An 18,002-nucleotide genomic window follows, 5' to 3' on the forward strand; every position below is an offset into this window, starting at 1 on the left:
GCCATGAACCTGCCTACTGAAATGACCCTGATTGAAATCACCACGCCCGGTGGCCCCGAAGTGTTGCAACCGCGCCAGGTGACCCTGCCGGTCGCGGGGCCCGGCGAGATCCTGATTCGCGTGCACGCCGCCGGGGTCAACCGCCCCGACGCCCTGCAGCGGGCGGGCAAGTACCCGATGAAACCCGGCATGAGCCCGATCCCCGGCCTGGAAGTGGCGGGTGAAGTGGTGGGGTTGGGTGATGGCGTGAGCGACTACTCGCTGGGTGACAGGATCACCGCACTGACCAATGGCGGCGGCTACGCGCAGTACTGCGTGGTGCCCGCCAGCCAGGCCTTGCCGGTGCCTGACGGCATGGACTGGATTCAAGCGGCGGCGATCCCGGAAACGTTCTTTACCGTGTGGGCCAACCTGTTCGGCATCGGCGGTGCGCACAAGGGCCAGCGAGTGCTGATCCACGGCGGTACCAGTGGCATCGGCACGACGGCGCTGATGCTGTGCCGCGCGTTTGGCATCGAGGCCTTTGCCACCGCCGGCAGTGAAGACAAATGCGCCGCCATCCGCGCCCTGGGCGCCGAAGCGATCAACTACCGCGAGCAGGATTTCGCCGAGGTGATCGCCGAAAAAACCGGTGGCCAGGGCGTGAATGTGATCCTCGACATCATGGGCGGCTCGTACCTCAACAACAACCTCAAGGCCCTGGCCATGGACGGCCGCCTGGTGATGCTGGGGTTCCTCGGCGGGGCCAAGGCCAATGACGTCGACCTGCTGACCATCCTGGGCAAGCGCGCGATTGTCACCGGCTCGTTGTTGCGGGCGCGTACCCGGGAGGAGAAAGCCGCGATTGCCGAGCAACTGCGCGAGCACGTCTGGCCCCTGCTGTCAGCCGGGCGCTGCCTGCCAATGATCGACCAAGTGTTTGATTACACCGAGGCCGACCAGGCCCATGGCCGGATGGAAGGTGGTGAGCATATCGGCAAGATTGTGCTGCGGGTGGTCTGAGTACCGCCGCCCGCAAGCACGCTGATTTAGCGAGCGGGGTTCAACCCCTGGTCATTGCGCGTAGGCAGGGTAATCGGTGTATCCCGCCTCTGCCCCGCCATACATGCCCTCGGCCCGCAGCGGGTTCAATGGCCAGCCCTTGAACAGCCGCTGCGGCAGGTCCGGGTTGGCGATGAAGGGCCGGCCAAACGCGATCAGGTCCGCCAGCCCTGCGTCCAGCAATTGTGCGCCGCGCTCGGCGGTGTAGCGGCCGGCGTAGATGATCCGACCACTGAACGCGTCGCGCACCGCCCGGCGAAAGGTGGCGGGCAAATCGGGGGCGTTGTCCCAGTCGGCTTCGGCGATGGAGACATAGGCGATGCCCGCCGCTTCCAGCAGCTTGATCGCTTCGAGGTAGGTGTGATGGGGGTCATCTTCCACCAGGCCGAGGTAGACCCGATCCTGCTCGGTGCTGCTGAACAGCGGCGAAAAACGCACGCCCAGGCGTTCCGGGCCCACCACCGCACTCACCGCTTCGACGATCTCGCGCAGAAAACGCAGGCGGTTGGGCAACGAGCCGCCGTATTCGTCCTCGCGCCGGTTGGCCTGCACCGAGATGAACTGGTTGACCAGGTAACCGTTGGCCGAATGAATCTCCACCCCGTCAAAACCGGCCTCCAACGCATTGCGGGCGGCCTGGGCGTAGAGCCCGACCAAGTCCTTGACCTCGGCGGTCTCCAGCGCACGGGGTTGTGGCGGCTGCACCAGTTCACCGGCGCCCGGTGCAGTCTGGATAAAGGCCTTGACCTGCTGCGGCTGGATCGCCGACGGCGCGACCGGCGCAGCTCCTTCAGGTTGCAAACCAGGATGTGACACACGGCCGACATGCCACAGCTGGGCAAAGATCACTCCGCCTTCGGCGTGCACTGCATCGGTAACGGTGCGCCAGCCGTCGATCTGCGCCTGGGTGTAGATACCCGGTGTCCACGCGTAGCCCTGGCCACGGGGTTCGATTTGCGTGCCTTCGCTGACCATGAACCCGGCGCCGGCACGCTGGCGGTAATACTCGGCCATCAAGCCACTGGCGATATCGCCGGGCTGGGTGCTGCGTTGGCGGGTCAGGGGCGGCAGCACAATGCGGTTGGCCAGGCGATGGCGGCCCAGTGTCAGCGGGGTGTTCAGGGTAGTTGTCATGGGGCGTTTTTCCGAATTCAAGGCGAACGGAAGCCTTGGCGACGCTTAGAGCGTCGTCAGGCCGTCATTGCGTTTTATGAGGTTATGGAGTTATGCGGTGAGCTTCAGCAGGGCCTTGGCCACATCACTGGAGCTGGCGGGGTTCTGTCCGGTGACCAGTTGCCCATCTTCGAGGACGAAGGACTGCCAGTCGGCGCCCTTTTCATAAAGGCCGCCCAGTTGCTTGAATTCATCTTCAATCAGGAACGGCACCACATCGGTCAATTCCACGGCGGCCTCTTCCGAGTTGGAGAACCCGGTGACCCGACGGCCCTTGATCAGCGGTTGACCGTTGGCCGCCTTGACGTGACGCAACGCGCCCGGTGCGTGGCAGACGAAACCGATGGGCTTGCCGGCGCGTTCGAACGCCTCGATCAGGGCAATCGAGGTCGGCGACTCGGCCAGGTCCCACAGCGGCCCATGACCGCCGGGATAGAACACTGTGTCGAAGTCGGCGGCGCGAACCGTGTCCAGCTTGACGGTGGTCGCCAACGCTTGTTGGGCGGCCGGGTCGGCAGCGAAGCGACGGGTCTGTTCGGTCTGGAAGTCCGGCAGGTCGCTCACCGGGTCCAGTGGCGGCTGGCCGCCCGCCGGAGAGGCCAGCACCACCTCGGCGCCGGCGTCCTTGAACGCGTAGTAGGGAGCTGCAAACTCTTCGAGCCAGAAGCCGGTCTTGCGCCCGGTATTGCCGAGCTGGTCGTGAGAGGTCAGTACCATTAATACTTTCATTTTCCAGTGCCTCGATAGGTGTGAGTGTCGGTGTGTTCCGGATGGCCCAACAGCTGTCGGGTCAGTTGCAGCGCCTCGTCGAAAGGCGCGGATGTACGGGTGATCTTGCCCATGACGCTGGTCCCCAGCCACAACGCATACAGGCGCCGGGCCAGGCTTTCGGGGTGTTGCGTGACGCTGACGGAGCCGTCGTCGATGCCGCGCTGCAAGGCCTCGGCGAGCAAGGCGATGGTGCGTGCCGTGCCGCGTTGCAGGGCCAGGCGCATGGGCTCCGAAAGGTCTGACACCTCGGCGCCGAGTTTGACGGCCAGGCATTTGCCGGCGTCGGTGCAGCCGGTCTGGTTGTCGATCCAGCACTCCCAGTAGCGCATCAACTTGGCGTGCTGGGTGAGGCCAGGCTGGTCGAACAGTTGCTGCATGCCCTGCACGTAGTGGTCGAAGTAGTGATCGAGCAAGGCCACGCCGAATGCGTCCTTGGACGTGAAGTAGTGATAGAACGAGCCCTTGGGCACCTCGGCGGTGTGCAGTATTTCGTTGAGCCCCACGGCCGAAAAACCCTTGCGACCGACGATCGACTGCGCGGTATCCAGAATGCTCTGTCGTGCGCTTTTGGTTTCGTTGTGCATGTCGGCTCCCCCGCGATTAGACCAGTCGTCTCGCTCGTTGAGGGAATGTTAGGAGTCGCTCAAACCTTGCACAATGTCATATCCGCGAGGATTCCGGACATGACGCAAAGGCGTTGCCGTTTGCCCGGCACGCGCCGACAATCGCCTCTCCTGCGTCTCCCGGAGAACGACAATGCACAGCGTTGCGCTGATGGTTTACCCGAACTTCCAGTCCCTGAGCCTCAGCCTGGGTTCGGTGTTCGAATGCGCGAACCTGCTGCGGGGCGAACCGGCCTATGAGTTTCATCTGGTGTCGGAAAGCGGCGGCGCGGTGATGACATCCCAGGGGTTCTCGGTGAACACCACGCCGATCCGCCAGGCCGGTTATGACACGCTGATCGTCAGCGGCTATCTGGACTTTCGCCTGCCGGAAGCGGGCCTGCCGGAACTGGTCAAGGCGGCGTCCGTACAGTCGCGCCGCGTGGCGTCGTTGTGCATGGGCATCTTCGTGCTGGCCGAGGCCGGTCTGCTGACAGGCAAACGCACCACCACGCACTGGATTCACGCCCCGGCATTTCGCAAACGCTACCCGGACATTCAGCTGGAAGACGACAAGTTGTTCGTGGTCGACGGGCAGGTCTGGACCGGTGCCGGCATGAGCGCCGGGGTCGACTTGGCGCTGGCCATGGTGGAGAACGACCTGGGCACCGACCTGGCCCGACGCATTGCGCGCAAACTGGTGATCGCCCAGCGTCGGGGCAGCGAGCAATCGCAGCTGTCGGCCCTGCTGGAACTGGACCCCAAGTCAGACCGGGTGCAACTGGCGCTGGCCTATGCCCGCGAGAACCTGACCCATGACCTGTCGGTGGAAGCCCTGGCCGACGTCGCGCGGCTCAGCCCGCGCCAGTTCAGCCGGGTATTCCGCGAAGAAACCGGACAGACCCCGGCCAAGGCCATCGAAGCGCTGCGGGTGGAAGCGGCGCGGGCAATGATGGAAACCAGTCGTCACCCGGTTGAAGTGGTGGCCCGCGAAACCGGCTTCGGCGACCGCGAGCGCCTGCGCCAGGCCTTTTTGCGTGCATTCGGCCAACCGCCCCAGGCCATGCAGCAGGCGCTGTTCAACCCAGGGGCCGCGCGGGTTCAGTCCGAAAGCTGAGTGACCGGAATACTCTGCTCGATGGCCAGCGTGCCGACCTTCTTTTCCCGACGCTCATTGATCCAGCGACCGACCTGGGCCGGGAACTCCGTGGGCGACTTGCGCCCGACCTTTCGCGCCAGGTCCAGGATGGTTTGCTGGGCCAGCGCCTCCTCCATGCGTTTTTGTGCCGTCATCATCGCCGCGTGCACCGAGCAAAGACCGTCGAGCGCCCAGGCCGGTGGCGCACCATCAAACAGCGCACAGCGGCCACGAATCTCGCGGCACTCGAAAATCAGCTTGCGACCATCAATGGCCGTGACGATATCGAGGATGCTGATTTCATCGGACGGCCGCGACAGCTTGAACCCGCCGCGCACGCCTTCGGTGGCCACCACCAGTTTGGCCTTGGCCAGCTTGGTGAAAATCTTCGCCAGATAGTCCAGCGGTACGCCTTGCAGTTCCGCCAGATCCCGCACGCTGGCCTCACGGCTCTCGCCACCATCGCCCACCAGAAACAGCAGGCAGTGAATACCGTACTCAACGCCCGCGCTGTAAAGAGACATCACGATCTCCGACTTAATTGGTCGCACATACTAACAGTGACGGACGCGATGGAGCAACGCGCGTTGTCTGCTCTCTTCAGCTGAAAGCCCCTGAAAACGCGGGATTTCGCGCATTAAAGCCGGCAAAACGCATCCTGCCTCTCCACCAAACCCGCTTTGGTCTACACAAAAAAACGCTTGCCGGTATAAACTACGACCAATATAGTCGCCGTTCAAATTCAAACCGCGACTCTCTTCAGGGGCTAAACATGAAACAGCAGATTCTGATCATCGGCGCAGGCTTCGGTGGCTTGTGGACAGCCTTGAGCGCCACCCGCCTGCTCGACACCCATGGTCACCAGGATGTTGACGTGACCGTACTGGCCCCTCAGGCCGAATTGCGTGTACGTCCGCGCTTTTATGAGCCGAATGCCCACCGCCTGGCCGCGCCGGTCGGCGAGCTGTTCGATGCAGTCGGCGTGCACTTCATCAAAGGCTCCGCTGAAACCATCGACGTGCAGCAGAAAAAGGTCAGCTACACCGACGCCTCGGGCGCGCGACAGGTATTGGGTTACGACAAACTGGTACTGGCCACCGGCAGCCGCCTGGCAACGTCCAACACTCCCGGCGTGGCGCAATACGCCTTCGATGTGGACCAGATCGAAGAAGCCATTCGCCTGGAAGACCACCTCAAGTCCCTGGCCAACCTGCCCGACAGCAAAGGCCGCAACACCGTGGTGGTGGCCGGCGGCGGCTTCACCGGCATCGAAACCGCGACCGAAATGCCGGCGCGCCTGCGGGCCATCCTCGGTGAACAGGCGAATATCGATGTGATCATCGTCGACCGCGGTGAAAAAGTCGGGATGTCCATGGGCGTTGAAATCAGCCAGTTGATCGCCGAGGCCAGCGATGAACTGGGGGTCAGCTGGCGCTTGAAAGCCTCAGTCGTCGCCGTGGATGACAACGGCGTCACGCTGGACGATGGCCAGCACCTCGAAGCCAAGACCGTGATCTGGACCACGGGCGTACGGGCCAGCACCCTGACCGAGCAGATTCCGGGCGAACGCGATGCCCTGGGTCGCCTGCACGTGGATGCCAACCTCCAAGTCATTGGCCAACCGGACATCTTCGCCACGGGCGATGTGGCCTATGCCGCCACCGACGACCTGGGCAACCACGCCCTGATGACCTGCCAGCACGCCATCGTGCTGGGCCGCCATGCAGGCAACAACGTGGCCGCGCAAGTCCTGGGCGTGGACCCGATCCCCTACCGCCAACCCAAATACGTGACCTGCCTCGACCTGGGCGGCTGGGGCGCGGTCTACACCGAAGGCTGGGATCGTCAGGTCCAACTGACCCGGCAGGAAGGTAAAACGCGCAAGACGGAAATCAATACCGTGTGGATCTACCCACCGGCCGCCAACCGCGAAGTGGCATGGGCAGCAGCGGATCCGTTGATTCCGATTGCCTGAAGCGTTTAGCCAAGAACAGCCAGGGTGGCGAGCAACTCGCCACCCTGTTACAGGCCGTCAATGCAACGCCGCACGGGTGATCAAGTAGTTCATCAGTTGCGGGTCATCGTCCAGTTCCAGCGTCTGCACCGGGCGCGGCAGGTTGTCGAGCACCGTGCGCCAGAACGCCTGGGACACCTCATCCTGATCATAAAACCGCACCAGCCAATTGGCCTCGCCACTGCACAGCACCTGGCTGGCGACCGCACGCCCAATGCCTTTGCGGCGATAGCGCTTGAGGATGAACAGGTCGGCCAGCTCCAGTGCATCGATCCCCGGCAACTCGCTGCCTTCTATCAGCAGGAATCCGGCGATGTAGCCATCGACCAGCAACAGGTTGGCGCTCCACTGCGGGTCTTGCCAGTAACGCGCCAGGTGTTCGTCATGGATATAGAAACGGCCATCGGCGTCGACATCTTCCTGTTCCCAGTCCGACGACTCGTAGGCGTAGTACTGATAGAGGTTGCGGATCAACTCGGCATGTTCCGGGCCGGTCTGGATCAGTTCGACGGTGGTATCGGGAATGGCAGGCATGAATCTCTCGGTCAAAAAACGCAGGGCGCCATTGTTCACAAAACCCCTTCCCAGGCCAATACATCGCCCAACCTTTCTGTTTGCTGAACCGATGTTGGATTTGTCTTGCCTCGGGCAAATTCCTGAAACATTTAGAATAAACTTCGCCCACCTCTCCCCTTTTTCTCAAGGACACGCATTTTGACCAACGTCTGTACCGCAGGCCTGGATGTGGGCTTTGCCTCCCTGGATTACCTGCAAATCTTCATCCTGGGCGTGATCCAGGGCATCACCGAGCTGCTGCCCGTGTCATCCACCGCCCATATGCGCGTGGTGCCTGCCCTGCTCGGCTGGCAAGACCCGGGCTCGGCGTTCTCCGCGGCCATGCAACTGGCGGCGCTGGCGGCGGTGGTCAGTTACTTCTGGCGCGACGTGCACCAGGTCACCACCGGCAGCATCGGCGCAGTGCGCCGGGGTGACTACAACGACCGGTGGTTCAAGCTGGCGGTGGCCATCGTGCTGGCGACCCTGCCCATCGGGATCGCGGGCCTGGCGTTGTCGTCGACCCTGAACGCATGCAACTCGCCGTTGCGCGGCCTGATGGTGATCGGCATTTCCTGTGTGGTGATGGCGGTGCTGCTGGCCGTGGCCGAAGTGCGTGCCCGGCACACCCGCGAGGTGGGCGAAATGCGCCTGCGTGACGCACTGATCGTCGGTATCGCGCAAATCGGTGCGCTGATTCCCGGCGTGTCGCGCTCCGGCTCGACCTTGACTGCCGCGCTGTTCCTCAACTTCAAGCGCGAAGAAGCTGCACGTTTTTCCTTCCTGCTCGGCCTGCCGGCCATCGCCCTCGCCGGTTTGAAAGAGCTGTGGGTGCTGCTGCACGCCGACCTGCCCGCGCACGCCTGGCCCCACTTGCTGTTCGGGCTTGTGGTCGCCAGCGTCTCGGCGTTCTTTGCCATCTGGGGCCTGATGAAGTTCCTGGAGCGTTTCTCCACCTGGCCGTTCGTGATATACCGCGCGTTGCTGGGGGTGTTTCTGATCGTGGCGGTGAGCACCGGGTTGCTGGGCTGATCGGCACAGGGCAAGCCGTTCATTCCATCCGCATTGTGAAGCCCGCCTTCAAAGCCTGAGCAGGTCTGGCCCGATTGTGCACCCGGGATCAAAGGAGAAAGATTCCAGGCACTATCACAGGAGGTTCCCATGCCCGCAGACCTGCTCATCCACCCGCAAAAAACCTGGCTTGTCACCGGCATCAGTTCCGGCTTCGGCAAGGCCCTGGCCGAGGCATTGCTGGCCGACGGCGAGCGTGTCGTCGGCACCGCCCGCACACCCGAAGCCGTCGACGCCTTCGATCGGCTCAAACCCGGCTTTTCCTTCGGGCGCCTGCTGGACGTCACCGACAGCCTGTTCGTGCCGGCGGTGGTCGCTGAAATCGAGAAGCAGGTCGGCCCCATCGATGTGCTGGTCAATAACGCCGGCTATGGCTTCGAAGGCGTGCTGGAAGAGGCGCACCTGGACGACGTGCGCCAGCAGTTCGAAGTGAACGTATTCGGCGCTGTGGCGGTGATACAGGCGGTGCTGCCGTTCATGCGCGAGCGCCGTCGCGGGCATATTCTCAACATCACGTCGATGGGCGGCTTGACCACCTTCCCGGGCCTCGGCGTGTACCACGGCAGCAAGTTTGCGCTGGAAGGTATTTCCGAGGCCCTGGGCAAAGAGCTCAAGCCGTTTGGCATCCACGTCACCGCCATTGAGCCGGGGGCCTTCCGCACCGACTGGGCCGGACGCTCCATGGTGCGTGCCAAGCGCAGCGTCGCCGACTACGACGAATCGTTCGACGCCATACGCGCCGCGCGCCAGGCCCGCAGCGGGCAACAGCCGGGCGATCCGGTAAAGGCCGCGCTGGCAATGATGCAGGTCGTGGCCAGCGCCGAACCGCCGACGCACCTGTTGCTGGGCAACGATGCGGTGGACCACGTGACGGCGAAACTGGACGCGCTGAAAGCAGAAATCAGCGCCTGGGAAGCGGTTTCCCGAGGCACTGATTTCTGAGATTGAACAGCAGAAGCCGAAGAGCCGGCTTCTTCACGCGCGGGTGATCAGTCCAAATCACTCGCGTCATGCCGCTCGCGCAGTTGTTCGGCGGGCTCGCCGGACACGCGGTTGACGCGACGTCCACGCTGCACTGCGGGCCGCGCTTCGATGGCGTCCGCCCAGCGCAGCACATGCTTGTATTCGTGCACCGACAGAAACTCCGCCGACTCCCCGTACAAACGCCCCTTCACCAAGCCGCCGTACCAGGGCCAAATGGCGATGTCGGCGATGGTGTATTCGTCCCCGGCGATGTACTCGCTGATGGCCAGACGCTGGTCAAGCACGTCGAGCTGACGCTTGGTTTCCATGGCAAAGCGGTTGATCGCGTACTCCATCTTGGTCGGCGCATAGGCGTAGAAATGCCCGAAGCCACCGCCCAGGTACGGCGCGCTGCCCATCTGCCAGAACAGCCACGACAGGCATTCCGCACGGGCCGCCGGCTCGGTGGGCAAGAACGCGCCGAATTTTTCCGCCAGGTACTGCAGGATCGCGCCCGACTCGAACACCCGGATCGGCGCGGCGCCGCTGCGGTCCAGCAAGGCGGGGATCTTCGAGTTGGGGTTCACCGACACGAAGCCGCTGCCGAACTGGTCGCCGTCACCGATCTTGATCAGCCACGCGTCGTATTCGGCGCCGCTGTGCCCCAGGGCCAGCAGCTCTTCCAGCAGGATGGTGACCTTTTGCCCATTGGGCGTGGCCAGGGAATACAACTGCAAGGGGTGCTTGCCGACCGGCAGTTCCTTGTCATGGGTGGCGCCGGCGATGGGCCGGTTGATGCTGGCGAAGGTGCCGCCGCTTTCGGTGTCCCAGGTCCAGACTTTCGGGGGTACGTACTCGGTCATGGTGACTACTCCTTGGTTTCAATAGGGTTCGACGCGGTCAGGCGGGCGACGTTCCATCCGCCGCCCAGTGCCTTGATCAGGCCTACGTTGGCGCTCAGTTGTCGGGTTTGCAGTTGCAGCACGCTGCGCTTGGCATCCAGCGCCGCGACTTGGGCGGTGACCACATCCAGATAGGCCACGGCGCCCTGGCGATAGCGCGAGGTCGACAGATCTTCGGCGTATTGCGCGGCCGCTGCGGCGTCGCGCTGATCGTTCAGGGCATCGCCCAGACCGGCGATCTGCGACAGGTTGTCTTCCACCTGCGCGAACGCGCCCAGCACCACACCGCGATACTTCGCCGCCGCTTCATCGGTGGCGGCCTTGGCGATATCCACCTGGGCCTGGCGCGCGCCGCCGTCGAACAGTGTACCGACCAGCGACGGGCCGATGGCCCAGAACAGGTTGGGCGCACTGAGCAGCCGCGCAAACTCGTCGCTCTGGTAACCCCCCTGGGCACTCAGGGTGATCTGCGGGAACCACGCGGCCTTGGCCACGCCGATCCGCGCATTGGCCGCCGCGATACGACGCTCGGCGGCAGCGATGTCAGGCCGACGTTGCAGCAAGGTTGAAGGCACACCGGTGGGCACGTTCGGCAAGCTGATCGGCGCGACATTCACCGCAATCCGGTAGGTCGATGCCGATTCGCCGAGCATGGCCGCGATCCCGTGTTCCAGCAGCGCGCGCTCCACCTGGCTCTGGCTCAATTGCGACTTGACCGTCGACAGCTGGGTGCGCGCCCGCGCCACGTCGAGGCCGGAGACGATGCCGCCGCCGTGCAAGCCTTCGGTCAGGCCCAGGGCCTTGGCGTAGGCGTCGCGGGTCTGTTCGAGCAACTGGTTCTGCCAGTCGATGCCACGCAGACGGATGTAATTGTCGGCCAACTGCGCCTGCAAGCTCAGGCGCACCGAGGCCAGGTCGGCCCTGGCAGCCTCGGAGTCGCTGGTACCGGCGGCGACGGTATCGCGCACGCGGCCCCAAAGGTCGACTTCGTAATCCACCTCCAGGCCCAGGGTCGCGGAGTTATAGACGTCCGGCGAAGTGGCCGAGCGCAGCGGTCGCGTGTCCGATTGGCGTATGCGCTGGCCGTTGCCGATGGCCGAGACCTTGGGGAACAGCCCGGAACGCGCCTGCGCGACATAACCCTGGGCTTGCTGATAGTGAGCGAGCGCCGCGCTCAGGTCCGGGTTGTTGCGCAACAACTGTTGCTGCATCGCATCCAGTTGCGGGTCGTTGTAAACCTGCCACCAGCCGTCGCGGCTGGCCTGGTCGTTCGGCGCGCCAAGGGTCCACGGGCCCTGGGTGTGGAACTGCGCCGGCAACGGGGTTTCGGGCACCTTGAGCGGCGGCGCCAGGGAGCACGCGCCCAGGCTCAGGGTGGCGAGCAAGCCCAGAAACGTGCGCTTAGCCATGGGGTTTGACCTCAGCGGCAGCGACGCGCAGTTGCACCGCGTCGTTATCGGCCAGGCCGTCCGGTGGCGTGTCGATCACCCGGTCGGCGGCTTGCAGGCCGCTGGCGATTTCGACGCTGTCACCGAAGTCGCGGGCAATGCTCACGGTCTTGAATTGCACGTGGTCCTGACTGTCGAGGGTGGCGACCCGCATGCCATGGTCATCGAACACCAGGGCACTGGATGGCACCCGCAGCACATCGGCCTGCACCGGCAGGTCGAATTGCACGCTGGTGTAACCGCCGGGCAGCAGGCGACCGCCGGGGTTGTCCACCAGCAATTGCACCAGGGTGCTGCCCGAGGCGGCGTTGACCGCGTCGGCGGTGGCGATCACCTTGCCGGTGAAGGTCTCACCGCGATATTCCGGCACGCTGAGGCGCGCGGTGGTGCCTTCACGAATCTGTGGCGAAAAGGTCTGCGGCACCTGCACATACACGCGCAAGCGGCTGACGTCGGCCACGGCGAACAACTCCTTGCCGGCGCTGCCCCCGGCGCTGATCAGCGCGCCCACATCGGTACTGCGCGCCGTGACCACACCGGCGAACGGTGCGACCAGGCGCTGGAACCCCTTGGTCGCCACCAGTTGCTCGACATTGGCCCTGGCCGCCGCCACCCGCGCCTGCTTGGCGGCCAGGTCGCCGGTGCGCTCGTCCACGTCCTGGCGCGACACCGAGTCATTGGCCAGCATGGCCTGCCAACGTTTGGCGGTGGTTTCAGCCAGGTGCGCATCGGCCTGGGCCGAGGCCAGCGTGGCGCGGGCCTGCAACAGTTGCTGGTCGAGTTCCGGGGTGTCGATTTCGGCCAGCACTTGCCCGGCCTTGACCCGGGTGCCGATGTCGACATTCCAGGACTTCAGGTAGCCGTTGACCCGGGCGAAGATCGACGCGCGGGCATAGGCTTCCATGCGCCCCGGCAGATTGAGCACCGGGCCCTGGGCCTGCACCACCGGCTTGATCAGGTTGACGCTGGGCAATGCCTGAGCGTCGGTCCAGGTCTTGAGGTCGCGGGACTCACTGGCGCGCACGCCCAGGCCGACACCGACGATCACCACCACCGCCACCCCGCCCACGATCAGCCAGAGCAGGCCACGGGAAGACTTCGGTTGAGAATTGGAAACGGACATGTCAAACCCCTACGCTAACGGTGGTCACACGCGTGGCGTGCTGACGACGCCCGTGGACAAGACTGAAAATCAGCGGAACCAGTATCAAGGTGGCGATGGTGGCAAACATCAGGCCGCCGATCACCGCACGCCCGAGCGGCGCGTTCTGCTCGCCGCCCTCGCCGAGGCCCAGGGCCATGGGCGCCATGCCGATGATCATCGAGATGGCGGTCATCAACACCGGGCGCAGCCGGGTGAAGCCGGCTTCGAGCGCGGCCTGCACCGCATCGCCGTGCACCGCCAGGCGTTCGCGGCAGAAACTCACCACCAGGATGGCGTTGGCAGTGGCCACGCCCATGCACATGATCGCCCCGGTCAGGGCCGGGACCGACAACGGCGTGTGGGTGACGAACAGCATCCACACGATGCCCGCCAGGGCCGCCGGCAACGCGGTGATGATCACGAACGGGTCGCTCCAGGACTGGAAGTTGACCACGATCAGCAGATAGATCAGCACCACCGCGCCCAACAGGCCGAACAGCAAGCCGCTGAACGCCGCGTTCATGGTTTGCACCTGGCCCTGCAACAGCACTTTGGAACCGGTCGGCACCTCACCGGCGTGGGCGGCGATGATCCTCTGGATGTCGGCGGCCACGGCACCGAGGTCGCGGTCCTGGATGGCCGTGAGCACTTCCACCACCGGCTGGATATCCGACTGGGTAATCACCGAGTTGCTGTGGCTGCGCTGGATCGTGGCCAGGCCGCCGAGGGTCTGGTCTGCCGCCGCCCCGCTGCCGCCGCTCAGTGGCAGGTTATGCAGCGCGGCCAGGCTTTCCAGGCTGTATTGCGGGGTTTGCATCACGATCGGGTAGGAAATGCCGTTGGCCGGGTTGAGCCAGAACGTCGGCGCCACCTGGCTGGAACCGGCCAGGTTGACCACCAGGCTGTTGGTCACATCGCGCTCGGTGAGGCCGACCAACTGCGCGCGGGTGCGGTCCACGTCGATATTGAAAGTGGGCAATTGCCGCGACTGCTGGATGCGCGCATCCACCACCCCCGGCACCCGGCGGATCTCGCGCAGCAAGGTGCTGGCATAGGTGAAATTGGCCGCCAGGTTGTTGCCGGTGATTTGCAGATCGATGGGCGCCGACGAGCCGAAGTTGAGGATCTGCCCGACGATGTCCGAGGCCGGGAACGAAAACACCGCGCTCGGGAACTCCCGGGGCAGGCTTTCACGCAGTTCGCGCATGTACTCGGCGGTCGGGCGATGGCCTTCGTTCAGGCTGATCTGGATGTCACTGTCCTGGGAGCCCACGGTGCCGGTGTTGTTGTACACCACGTTGATACCGCTGATGGACAGGCCGATGTTATCCACCAGCGCCTTGAGCTCTTGTGCGGGGATCTTGCGGCGGATCGCGTCTTCGATCTCGGCGATCAGGTGCGCATTGCTCTCCACCCGCGTGCCCACCGGCGCGCGCACGTGCAGCAGGATCAGGCCGGAATCGACCTCGGGGAAGAAGTTGCGGCCCAAAAACGGCACCAGCGCGAACGACAGCGCCACGAACGCCAGCAGGCCGATCACCACCGTGCGGCGATGGTGCAAGGCACTGTCGAGCACGCTGTGGTAATGGCTGCGAAAGGCTTCGAAACGCCGCTCGAAACCGCGCTGGAACATCACCAGCGGGTTGCGCGACGGCGCATGCCCGTCTTCGCCGTGCACGTGGGGTTTGAGCAGGTAGTTGGCAAGCGTTGGCACCAGGGTCCGCGACAGGATGAACGAGGCGATCATGGCGAAGATCACCGCTTCGGCCATGGGCACAAACAGGAACCGCGCCACGCCGTCGAGGAAGAACATCGGCACGAACACGATGCAGATACACAGCAACGACACGAACGCCGGGGTGACGATCTGCGCGGCACCGTCGAGGATCGCGGTTTCCACCGGCTTGCCCTGTTCCAGGTGCCAGTTGATGTTCTCGATGGTCACCGTGGCGTCGTCCACCAGGATGCCCACCGCCAGGGCCAGGCCGCCAAGGGTCATGATGTTGAGGGTTTCGCCCAGCGCCGACAGGGTGGCAATCGACGCCAGAATGGCCAGGGGAATCGAGGTGGCGATGATCACCGTCGAGCGCCAGCTGCCGAGGAACAGCAGGATCATCAGGCTGGTCAGCGCCGCCGCGATCAAGCCTTCACGGGCCACGCCGCTGATGGCCGAGCGCACGAACAGCGACTGGTCGCCGATCAGGTCGATGTTCAGGTTGGGCGGCAAGGCGGCTTTGTTGTCCGCCAGTTTGTCCTTGATGCCGGCGATCACGCCCAGGGTCGATGCCGAACCGGTCTTGAGCACCGGCAGCAGCACCGAGCGGTTGCCGTTGACGTGCACGATGTTGCTTTGCGGCGGGTTGCCGTCGCGCACGGTGGCCACATCGCGGATCAGCACGGTGGTGCCGTCGGCGGTCTTGATCGGCAGGTTTTCCAGGTCGTGGAAGTCCGACGGTGCATTGTTGAGTTGCAGGTTGAACTCGTAGCTGCCGATCTTCTGGGTGCCCACCGGGGTGATCAGGTTCTGGGTGGCCAGGGCGGTGGCGACGTCCTGCGCCGACAAACCGCGCGCCTGCATGCGCGCTGAATCGAGGTCGATCTGCACCTGGCGGCTCTTGCCGCCGAACGGGTATGGCAAGGCCGCGCCGGGCACACTGGTGAGCATCAGGCGCACCTGGTTCAGGCCGATGTCGCCCAGGCGCTGCTCGCTCAGGCCCGCCCCCGACAGCGCCAGTTGCACGATCGGCACGGTGGAAGCGCTGTAGTTGAGCACCAGCGGCGGCACGGTGCCGGGCGGCAATTGCCGCAGGATCGCCTGGGACACCGACGTCACCTGGGCGTTGGCGGTGCTGATGTTGACCCCGGGCTGGAAGAAGATCTTCACGATCCCGTAGCCCGTCAGCGACTGCGCTTCGATATGGCGGATGTCGTTCACGGTGGTGGTCAGCACCCGCTCGAACGGCGAGGTGACACGCCCGGCCATCTGGTCGGGCGGCAGGCCGGTGTACTGCCAGATCACGGCGATGACCGGGATACGGATCTCCGGAAAGATGTCGGTGGGCGTTCGCCAGGCGGCGAGCGGGCCGATGATCAGGATGAAAATGGCCAAGACCAGAAAGGTATAAGGGCGCCGCAATGCGATGCGCACAAGGCTCAGCATAGGGTGGGATCCAGACAGGGAGTTGAACGATCAAGCCGGCAGGCCGCCCGGGACGGCGCCTTGCCATGTTCCCGCCTCACCCCACGCGCAACCCGAGGGAAACCACTGCAACGACGTCCCGGTCACAAAGAGGCATATGCCACGATATCGATTTTAGAGGCATACGCAACTATTTTGTTTCAAGCTGTCTCAGTATTCATCTTCGGTCTGAAAAGCCTTGTCCCGAGAGGCTTCGCAGGCATAATCATCCCGTCGTTTTTTTGTTTCAGAGAGTATCGCCCGTGAAATCTGCTGCACCTTGCACCGAGAGCCCCAGCACCTGCGTGAACGGTGCCGTGCGCCGCACATCACGCCGCCTGGGCCAGATCTATGACGAGGCGTTCGCGTCCTGCGGGCTCAAGGCAACCCAGTGGGCGGTGCTCAACCACATCGACAGGGCCGGCGGCACCCCCAGGATGGGCGAGTTGGCGCAAAGCCTGGTGATGGACCTGTCCGCCCTCGGCCACACCCTCAAGCCGCTGGTGCGCGATGGCCTGGTGGCGTTGCAGGTGGACGAACTGGACCGCCGCAGCCGCCGCGTGCTGCTCACCGAAGAAGGCTTGCGCACCCACGCGGCGGCCAAGCGCATCTCGAAAAAAATGGCCGAACGCTTCGATCAGGCGTTCGGCCAGGATGCGGCCCGACAGTTGCGCCAGACCCTCGATTTCATTGCCTCCGATGACTTTGCCCAAGTGCTGCTGGCCAAGGACGATCAGGCCAGCGGCTGATGGCTGGTCACGCAGTGGATGCCGCCGCCGCCCGCTGCAATCGCGTCGATGTTCAGTTGCACCACTTTGCGCCCCGGGTACAACCGGGACAGCAGCTCCAGCGCCTTGCGGTCGGCCACCGGGTCGCCGAATTCGGGCGCGATCACCGCGCCGTTGATCACGAAGTAATTGATATAGCCCGCGGCGAAGTCCGGGTTGCCCCGACTGAATTTGCTGTTGCGCGGGTTGAGCGGCGGCGACACGGTGTGTACCTGCAATGGGCGGCCATCGGCGTCGGTAGCCTTTTTGAGGATCTCCAGGTGCGCCAGGGTGACCTTGTGATCGTAGGACGCCGGGTCGGTATCCAAGTTGGCCAGCACCACGCCGGGTGAGACAAAGCGTGCGTAGAAATCCACATGGGCGTCGGTGATGTCCTTGCCCTTGATGCCCGGCAACCAAATGATTTTGCGCAGACCCAGGCGCTCTTTGAGTTCGGCCTCGACCTCGGCCTTGGTCCAGTCGGGGTTGCGATTGCGGTTGATCCAACTGCTCTCGGTCATGATCCCAGTGCCCAGGCCGTCCACCTCGATGGCACCGCCCTCGCCCACCAGTTCGCTGCGCAGGTGACGCACCCCGGTGTGTTCGGCGACCTGCCCGGCCAGCAACGCATCGTCGGCGTGCTGCTGCTTGTTGCCCCAGCCATTGAAATTGAAATCCACCGCGCCCTCGCCCCCCGTGCCATCGATGACGAAATTGGCGCCGGTGTCGCGCATCCAGATGTCATCCAGCTCGGTTTCCACAAAGGTGATATTGCGCGTGCCGCAGTGCTGCTCCGCCAGTCCGCGATCGTCCTCGCGGCAAAACACCGTGACCGGCTCGTGCTCGGCAATCGCACGGGCGATCCGGCCCAGAGCGGCTTGCACGTCGGCGGTGAAGTCTTCCCAGATGGCGTCCTGGGCACCAAAGGCGATAAACGCCTGGCGATGTGTTTCGCCCTCGTCGGGCATGTAGAAACGGCCTTTGACGGCGGCGCGTACCGGGGTCGAAAGAAGGGTCATGGCGCAGACCACGCTGGCGTGTTTGAGGAAGGTGCGACGGGTTGGCATGGTGTTCTCTTGCTAGGGGCTGGATCAAAAGGGGGTTGATTGGAGTGACTGGATTTTCTGTGGTGAGCGGGCTTCTGTGGTGAGCGGGCTTCTGTGGTGAGCGGGCTTCTGTGGTGAGCGGGCTTGTCCCGCGCTGGGTTGCGTAGCGACCCCAAAAAACGGGAGCGC

The 18,002-nt window shown here is 64.2% G+C and carries 16 protein-coding genes; 6 read left to right on the forward strand and 10 right to left on the reverse strand.

Annotation, left to right across the window (positions count from 1 at the left end; genetic code table 11):
• Positions 1–3 precede the first annotated feature (3 nt).
• Positions 4–1,002, forward strand: coding sequence for an NAD(P)H-quinone oxidoreductase (locus tag ACW9IN_RS23895; protein WP_457368134.1), 999 nt, complete (start codon positions 4–6; stop codon positions 1,000–1,002).
• Between the two features lie 51 nt (positions 1,003–1,053).
• On the opposite strand, the gene ACW9IN_RS23900 is transcribed toward ACW9IN_RS23895, so the two are convergent.
• The 3 genes from ACW9IN_RS23900 to ACW9IN_RS23910 all read right to left on the reverse strand — a co-directional run bounded on the left by ACW9IN_RS23900 (position 1,054) and on the right by ACW9IN_RS23910 (position 3,569).
• Positions 1,054–2,175 carry an alkene reductase gene (locus ACW9IN_RS23900; RefSeq protein ID WP_457368135.1) on the reverse strand — a complete coding sequence of 374 codons (1,122 nt, stop codon included), beginning with the start codon at positions 2,173–2,175 and terminating at the stop codon, positions 1,054–1,056.
• 90 nt (positions 2,176–2,265) lie between these two features.
• On the reverse strand, positions 2,266–2,943 hold the full coding sequence (locus tag ACW9IN_RS23905; RefSeq protein WP_457368136.1) for a type 1 glutamine amidotransferase domain-containing protein: 678 nt from the start codon (positions 2,941–2,943) through the stop codon (positions 2,266–2,268).
• Positions 2,940–3,569: a TetR/AcrR family transcriptional regulator gene (locus ACW9IN_RS23910; protein WP_457368137.1), complete on the reverse strand. Its 630-nt coding sequence runs from the start codon at positions 3,567–3,569 to the stop codon at positions 2,940–2,942. The genes ACW9IN_RS23905 and ACW9IN_RS23910 overlap by 4 nt, the downstream gene beginning before the upstream one ends.
• A 172-nt stretch (positions 3,570–3,741) precedes the next feature.
• Here ACW9IN_RS23910 and ACW9IN_RS23915 point away from each other — a divergent pair, with 172 nt between their 5' ends.
• A complete protein-coding gene (locus ACW9IN_RS23915) occupies positions 3,742–4,704 on the forward strand; it encodes a GlxA family transcriptional regulator (protein WP_457368138.1) in 963 nt (320 codons plus the stop codon).
• Here the strand turns inward: ACW9IN_RS23915 and ACW9IN_RS23920 are convergent.
• Positions 4,689–5,249: an RrF2 family transcriptional regulator gene (locus ACW9IN_RS23920; RefSeq protein ID WP_457368139.1), complete on the reverse strand. Its 561-nt coding sequence runs from the start codon at positions 5,247–5,249 to the stop codon at positions 4,689–4,691. The two genes, ACW9IN_RS23915 and ACW9IN_RS23920, sit on opposite strands and share 16 nt — an antisense overlap.
• A gap of 248 nt (positions 5,250–5,497) precedes the next feature.
• Here ACW9IN_RS23920 and ACW9IN_RS23925 point away from each other — a divergent pair, with 248 nt between their 5' ends.
• Positions 5,498–6,700, forward strand: coding sequence for an NAD(P)/FAD-dependent oxidoreductase (locus ACW9IN_RS23925; RefSeq protein WP_457368140.1), 1,203 nt, complete (start codon positions 5,498–5,500; stop codon positions 6,698–6,700).
• Positions 6,701–6,757: 57 nt separating this feature from the next.
• Here ACW9IN_RS23925 and ACW9IN_RS23930 read toward each other — a convergent pair whose 3' ends face one another.
• Positions 6,758–7,273: a GNAT family N-acetyltransferase gene (locus ACW9IN_RS23930; RefSeq protein WP_457368141.1), complete on the reverse strand. Its 516-nt coding sequence runs from the start codon at positions 7,271–7,273 to the stop codon at positions 6,758–6,760.
• A 180-nt stretch (positions 7,274–7,453) separates the two neighbouring features.
• On the opposite strand from ACW9IN_RS23930, the gene ACW9IN_RS23935 reads away from it, so the two are divergent.
• Positions 7,454–8,326 carry an undecaprenyl-diphosphate phosphatase gene (locus tag ACW9IN_RS23935; protein WP_457368142.1) on the forward strand — a complete coding sequence of 291 codons (873 nt, stop codon included), beginning with the start codon at positions 7,454–7,456 and terminating at the stop codon, positions 8,324–8,326.
• A 129-nt stretch (positions 8,327–8,455) separates the two neighbouring features.
• Positions 8,456–9,307, forward strand: coding sequence for an oxidoreductase (locus tag ACW9IN_RS23940; RefSeq protein WP_457368143.1), 852 nt, complete (start codon positions 8,456–8,458; stop codon positions 9,305–9,307).
• 47 nt (positions 9,308–9,354) lie between these two features.
• Here the strand turns inward: ACW9IN_RS23940 and yghU are convergent, their stop codons facing one another.
• Genes yghU through ACW9IN_RS23960 form a run of 4 tightly spaced genes read right to left on the reverse strand, consistent with a single transcriptional unit; the run spans position 9,355 to position 15,982 of the window.
• Entirely contained in the window at positions 9,355–10,191 is an 837-nt protein-coding gene (gene yghU, locus ACW9IN_RS23945) for a glutathione-dependent disulfide-bond oxidoreductase (protein WP_457368144.1), read from the reverse strand.
• A 5-nt stretch (positions 10,192–10,196) separates the two neighbouring features.
• Positions 10,197–11,639 (reverse strand): efflux transporter outer membrane subunit, encoded by a 1,443-nt coding sequence (locus tag ACW9IN_RS23950; RefSeq protein WP_457368145.1) that lies wholly within the window; start codon positions 11,637–11,639, stop codon positions 10,197–10,199.
• Complete coding sequence (locus tag ACW9IN_RS23955) at positions 11,632–12,801, reverse strand: efflux RND transporter periplasmic adaptor subunit (RefSeq protein ID WP_457368146.1); 1,170 nt, start codon at positions 12,799–12,801, stop codon at positions 11,632–11,634. The genes ACW9IN_RS23950 and ACW9IN_RS23955 overlap by 8 nt, the downstream gene beginning before the upstream one ends.
• A 1-nt stretch (position 12,802) precedes the next feature.
• Positions 12,803–15,982, reverse strand: coding sequence for an efflux RND transporter permease subunit (locus ACW9IN_RS23960; RefSeq protein ID WP_457368147.1), 3,180 nt, complete (start codon positions 15,980–15,982; stop codon positions 12,803–12,805).
• Between the two features lie 281 nt (positions 15,983–16,263).
• On the opposite strand from ACW9IN_RS23960, the gene ACW9IN_RS23965 reads away from it, so the two are divergent.
• A complete protein-coding gene (locus tag ACW9IN_RS23965) occupies positions 16,264–16,749 on the forward strand; it encodes a MarR family winged helix-turn-helix transcriptional regulator (protein ID WP_457368148.1) in 486 nt (161 codons plus the stop codon).
• On the opposite strand, the gene ACW9IN_RS23970 is transcribed toward ACW9IN_RS23965, so the two are convergent.
• Positions 16,734–17,834 (reverse strand): agmatine deiminase family protein, encoded by a 1,101-nt coding sequence (locus ACW9IN_RS23970; protein WP_457368149.1) that lies wholly within the window; start codon positions 17,832–17,834, stop codon positions 16,734–16,736. The two genes, ACW9IN_RS23965 and ACW9IN_RS23970, sit on opposite strands and share 16 nt — an antisense overlap.
• Positions 17,835–18,002: the final 168 nt, after the last annotated feature.

The sequence above is a fragment of the Pseudomonas sp. SDO5271_S396 genome (genome assembly GCF_054071795.1).

Excerpts from the sequence above, each read along its gene's own strand:
- ACW9IN_RS23895 (WP_457368134.1), top strand. The coding sequence starts at position 4 with ATGAACCTGCCTACTGAAATGACCCTGATTGAAATCACCACGCCCGGT.
- ACW9IN_RS23900 (WP_457368135.1), bottom strand. The coding sequence starts at position 2,175 with ATGACAACTACCCTGAACACCCCGCTGACACTGGGCCGCCATCGCCTG.
- ACW9IN_RS23905 (WP_457368136.1), bottom strand. The coding sequence starts at position 2,943 with ATGAAAGTATTAATGGTACTGACCTCTCACGACCAGCTCGGCAATACC.
- ACW9IN_RS23910 (WP_457368137.1), bottom strand. The coding sequence starts at position 3,569 with ATGCACAACGAAACCAAAAGCGCACGACAGAGCATTCTGGATACCGCG.
- ACW9IN_RS23915 (WP_457368138.1), top strand. The coding sequence starts at position 3,742 with ATGCACAGCGTTGCGCTGATGGTTTACCCGAACTTCCAGTCCCTGAGC.
- ACW9IN_RS23920 (WP_457368139.1), bottom strand. The coding sequence starts at position 5,249 with ATGTCTCTTTACAGCGCGGGCGTTGAGTACGGTATTCACTGCCTGCTG.
- ACW9IN_RS23925 (WP_457368140.1), top strand. The coding sequence starts at position 5,498 with ATGAAACAGCAGATTCTGATCATCGGCGCAGGCTTCGGTGGCTTGTGG.
- ACW9IN_RS23930 (WP_457368141.1), bottom strand. The coding sequence starts at position 7,273 with ATGCCTGCCATTCCCGATACCACCGTCGAACTGATCCAGACCGGCCCG.
- ACW9IN_RS23940 (WP_457368143.1), top strand. The coding sequence starts at position 8,456 with ATGCCCGCAGACCTGCTCATCCACCCGCAAAAAACCTGGCTTGTCACC.
- yghU (WP_457368144.1), bottom strand. The coding sequence starts at position 10,191 with ATGACCGAGTACGTACCCCCGAAAGTCTGGACCTGGGACACCGAAAGC.
- ACW9IN_RS23950 (WP_457368145.1), bottom strand. The coding sequence starts at position 11,639 with ATGGCTAAGCGCACGTTTCTGGGCTTGCTCGCCACCCTGAGCCTGGGC.
- ACW9IN_RS23955 (WP_457368146.1), bottom strand. The coding sequence starts at position 12,801 with ATGTCCGTTTCCAATTCTCAACCGAAGTCTTCCCGTGGCCTGCTCTGG.
- ACW9IN_RS23960 (WP_457368147.1), bottom strand. The coding sequence starts at position 15,982 with ATGCTGAGCCTTGTGCGCATCGCATTGCGGCGCCCTTATACCTTTCTG.
- ACW9IN_RS23970 (WP_457368149.1), bottom strand. The coding sequence starts at position 17,834 with ATGCCAACCCGTCGCACCTTCCTCAAACACGCCAGCGTGGTCTGCGCC.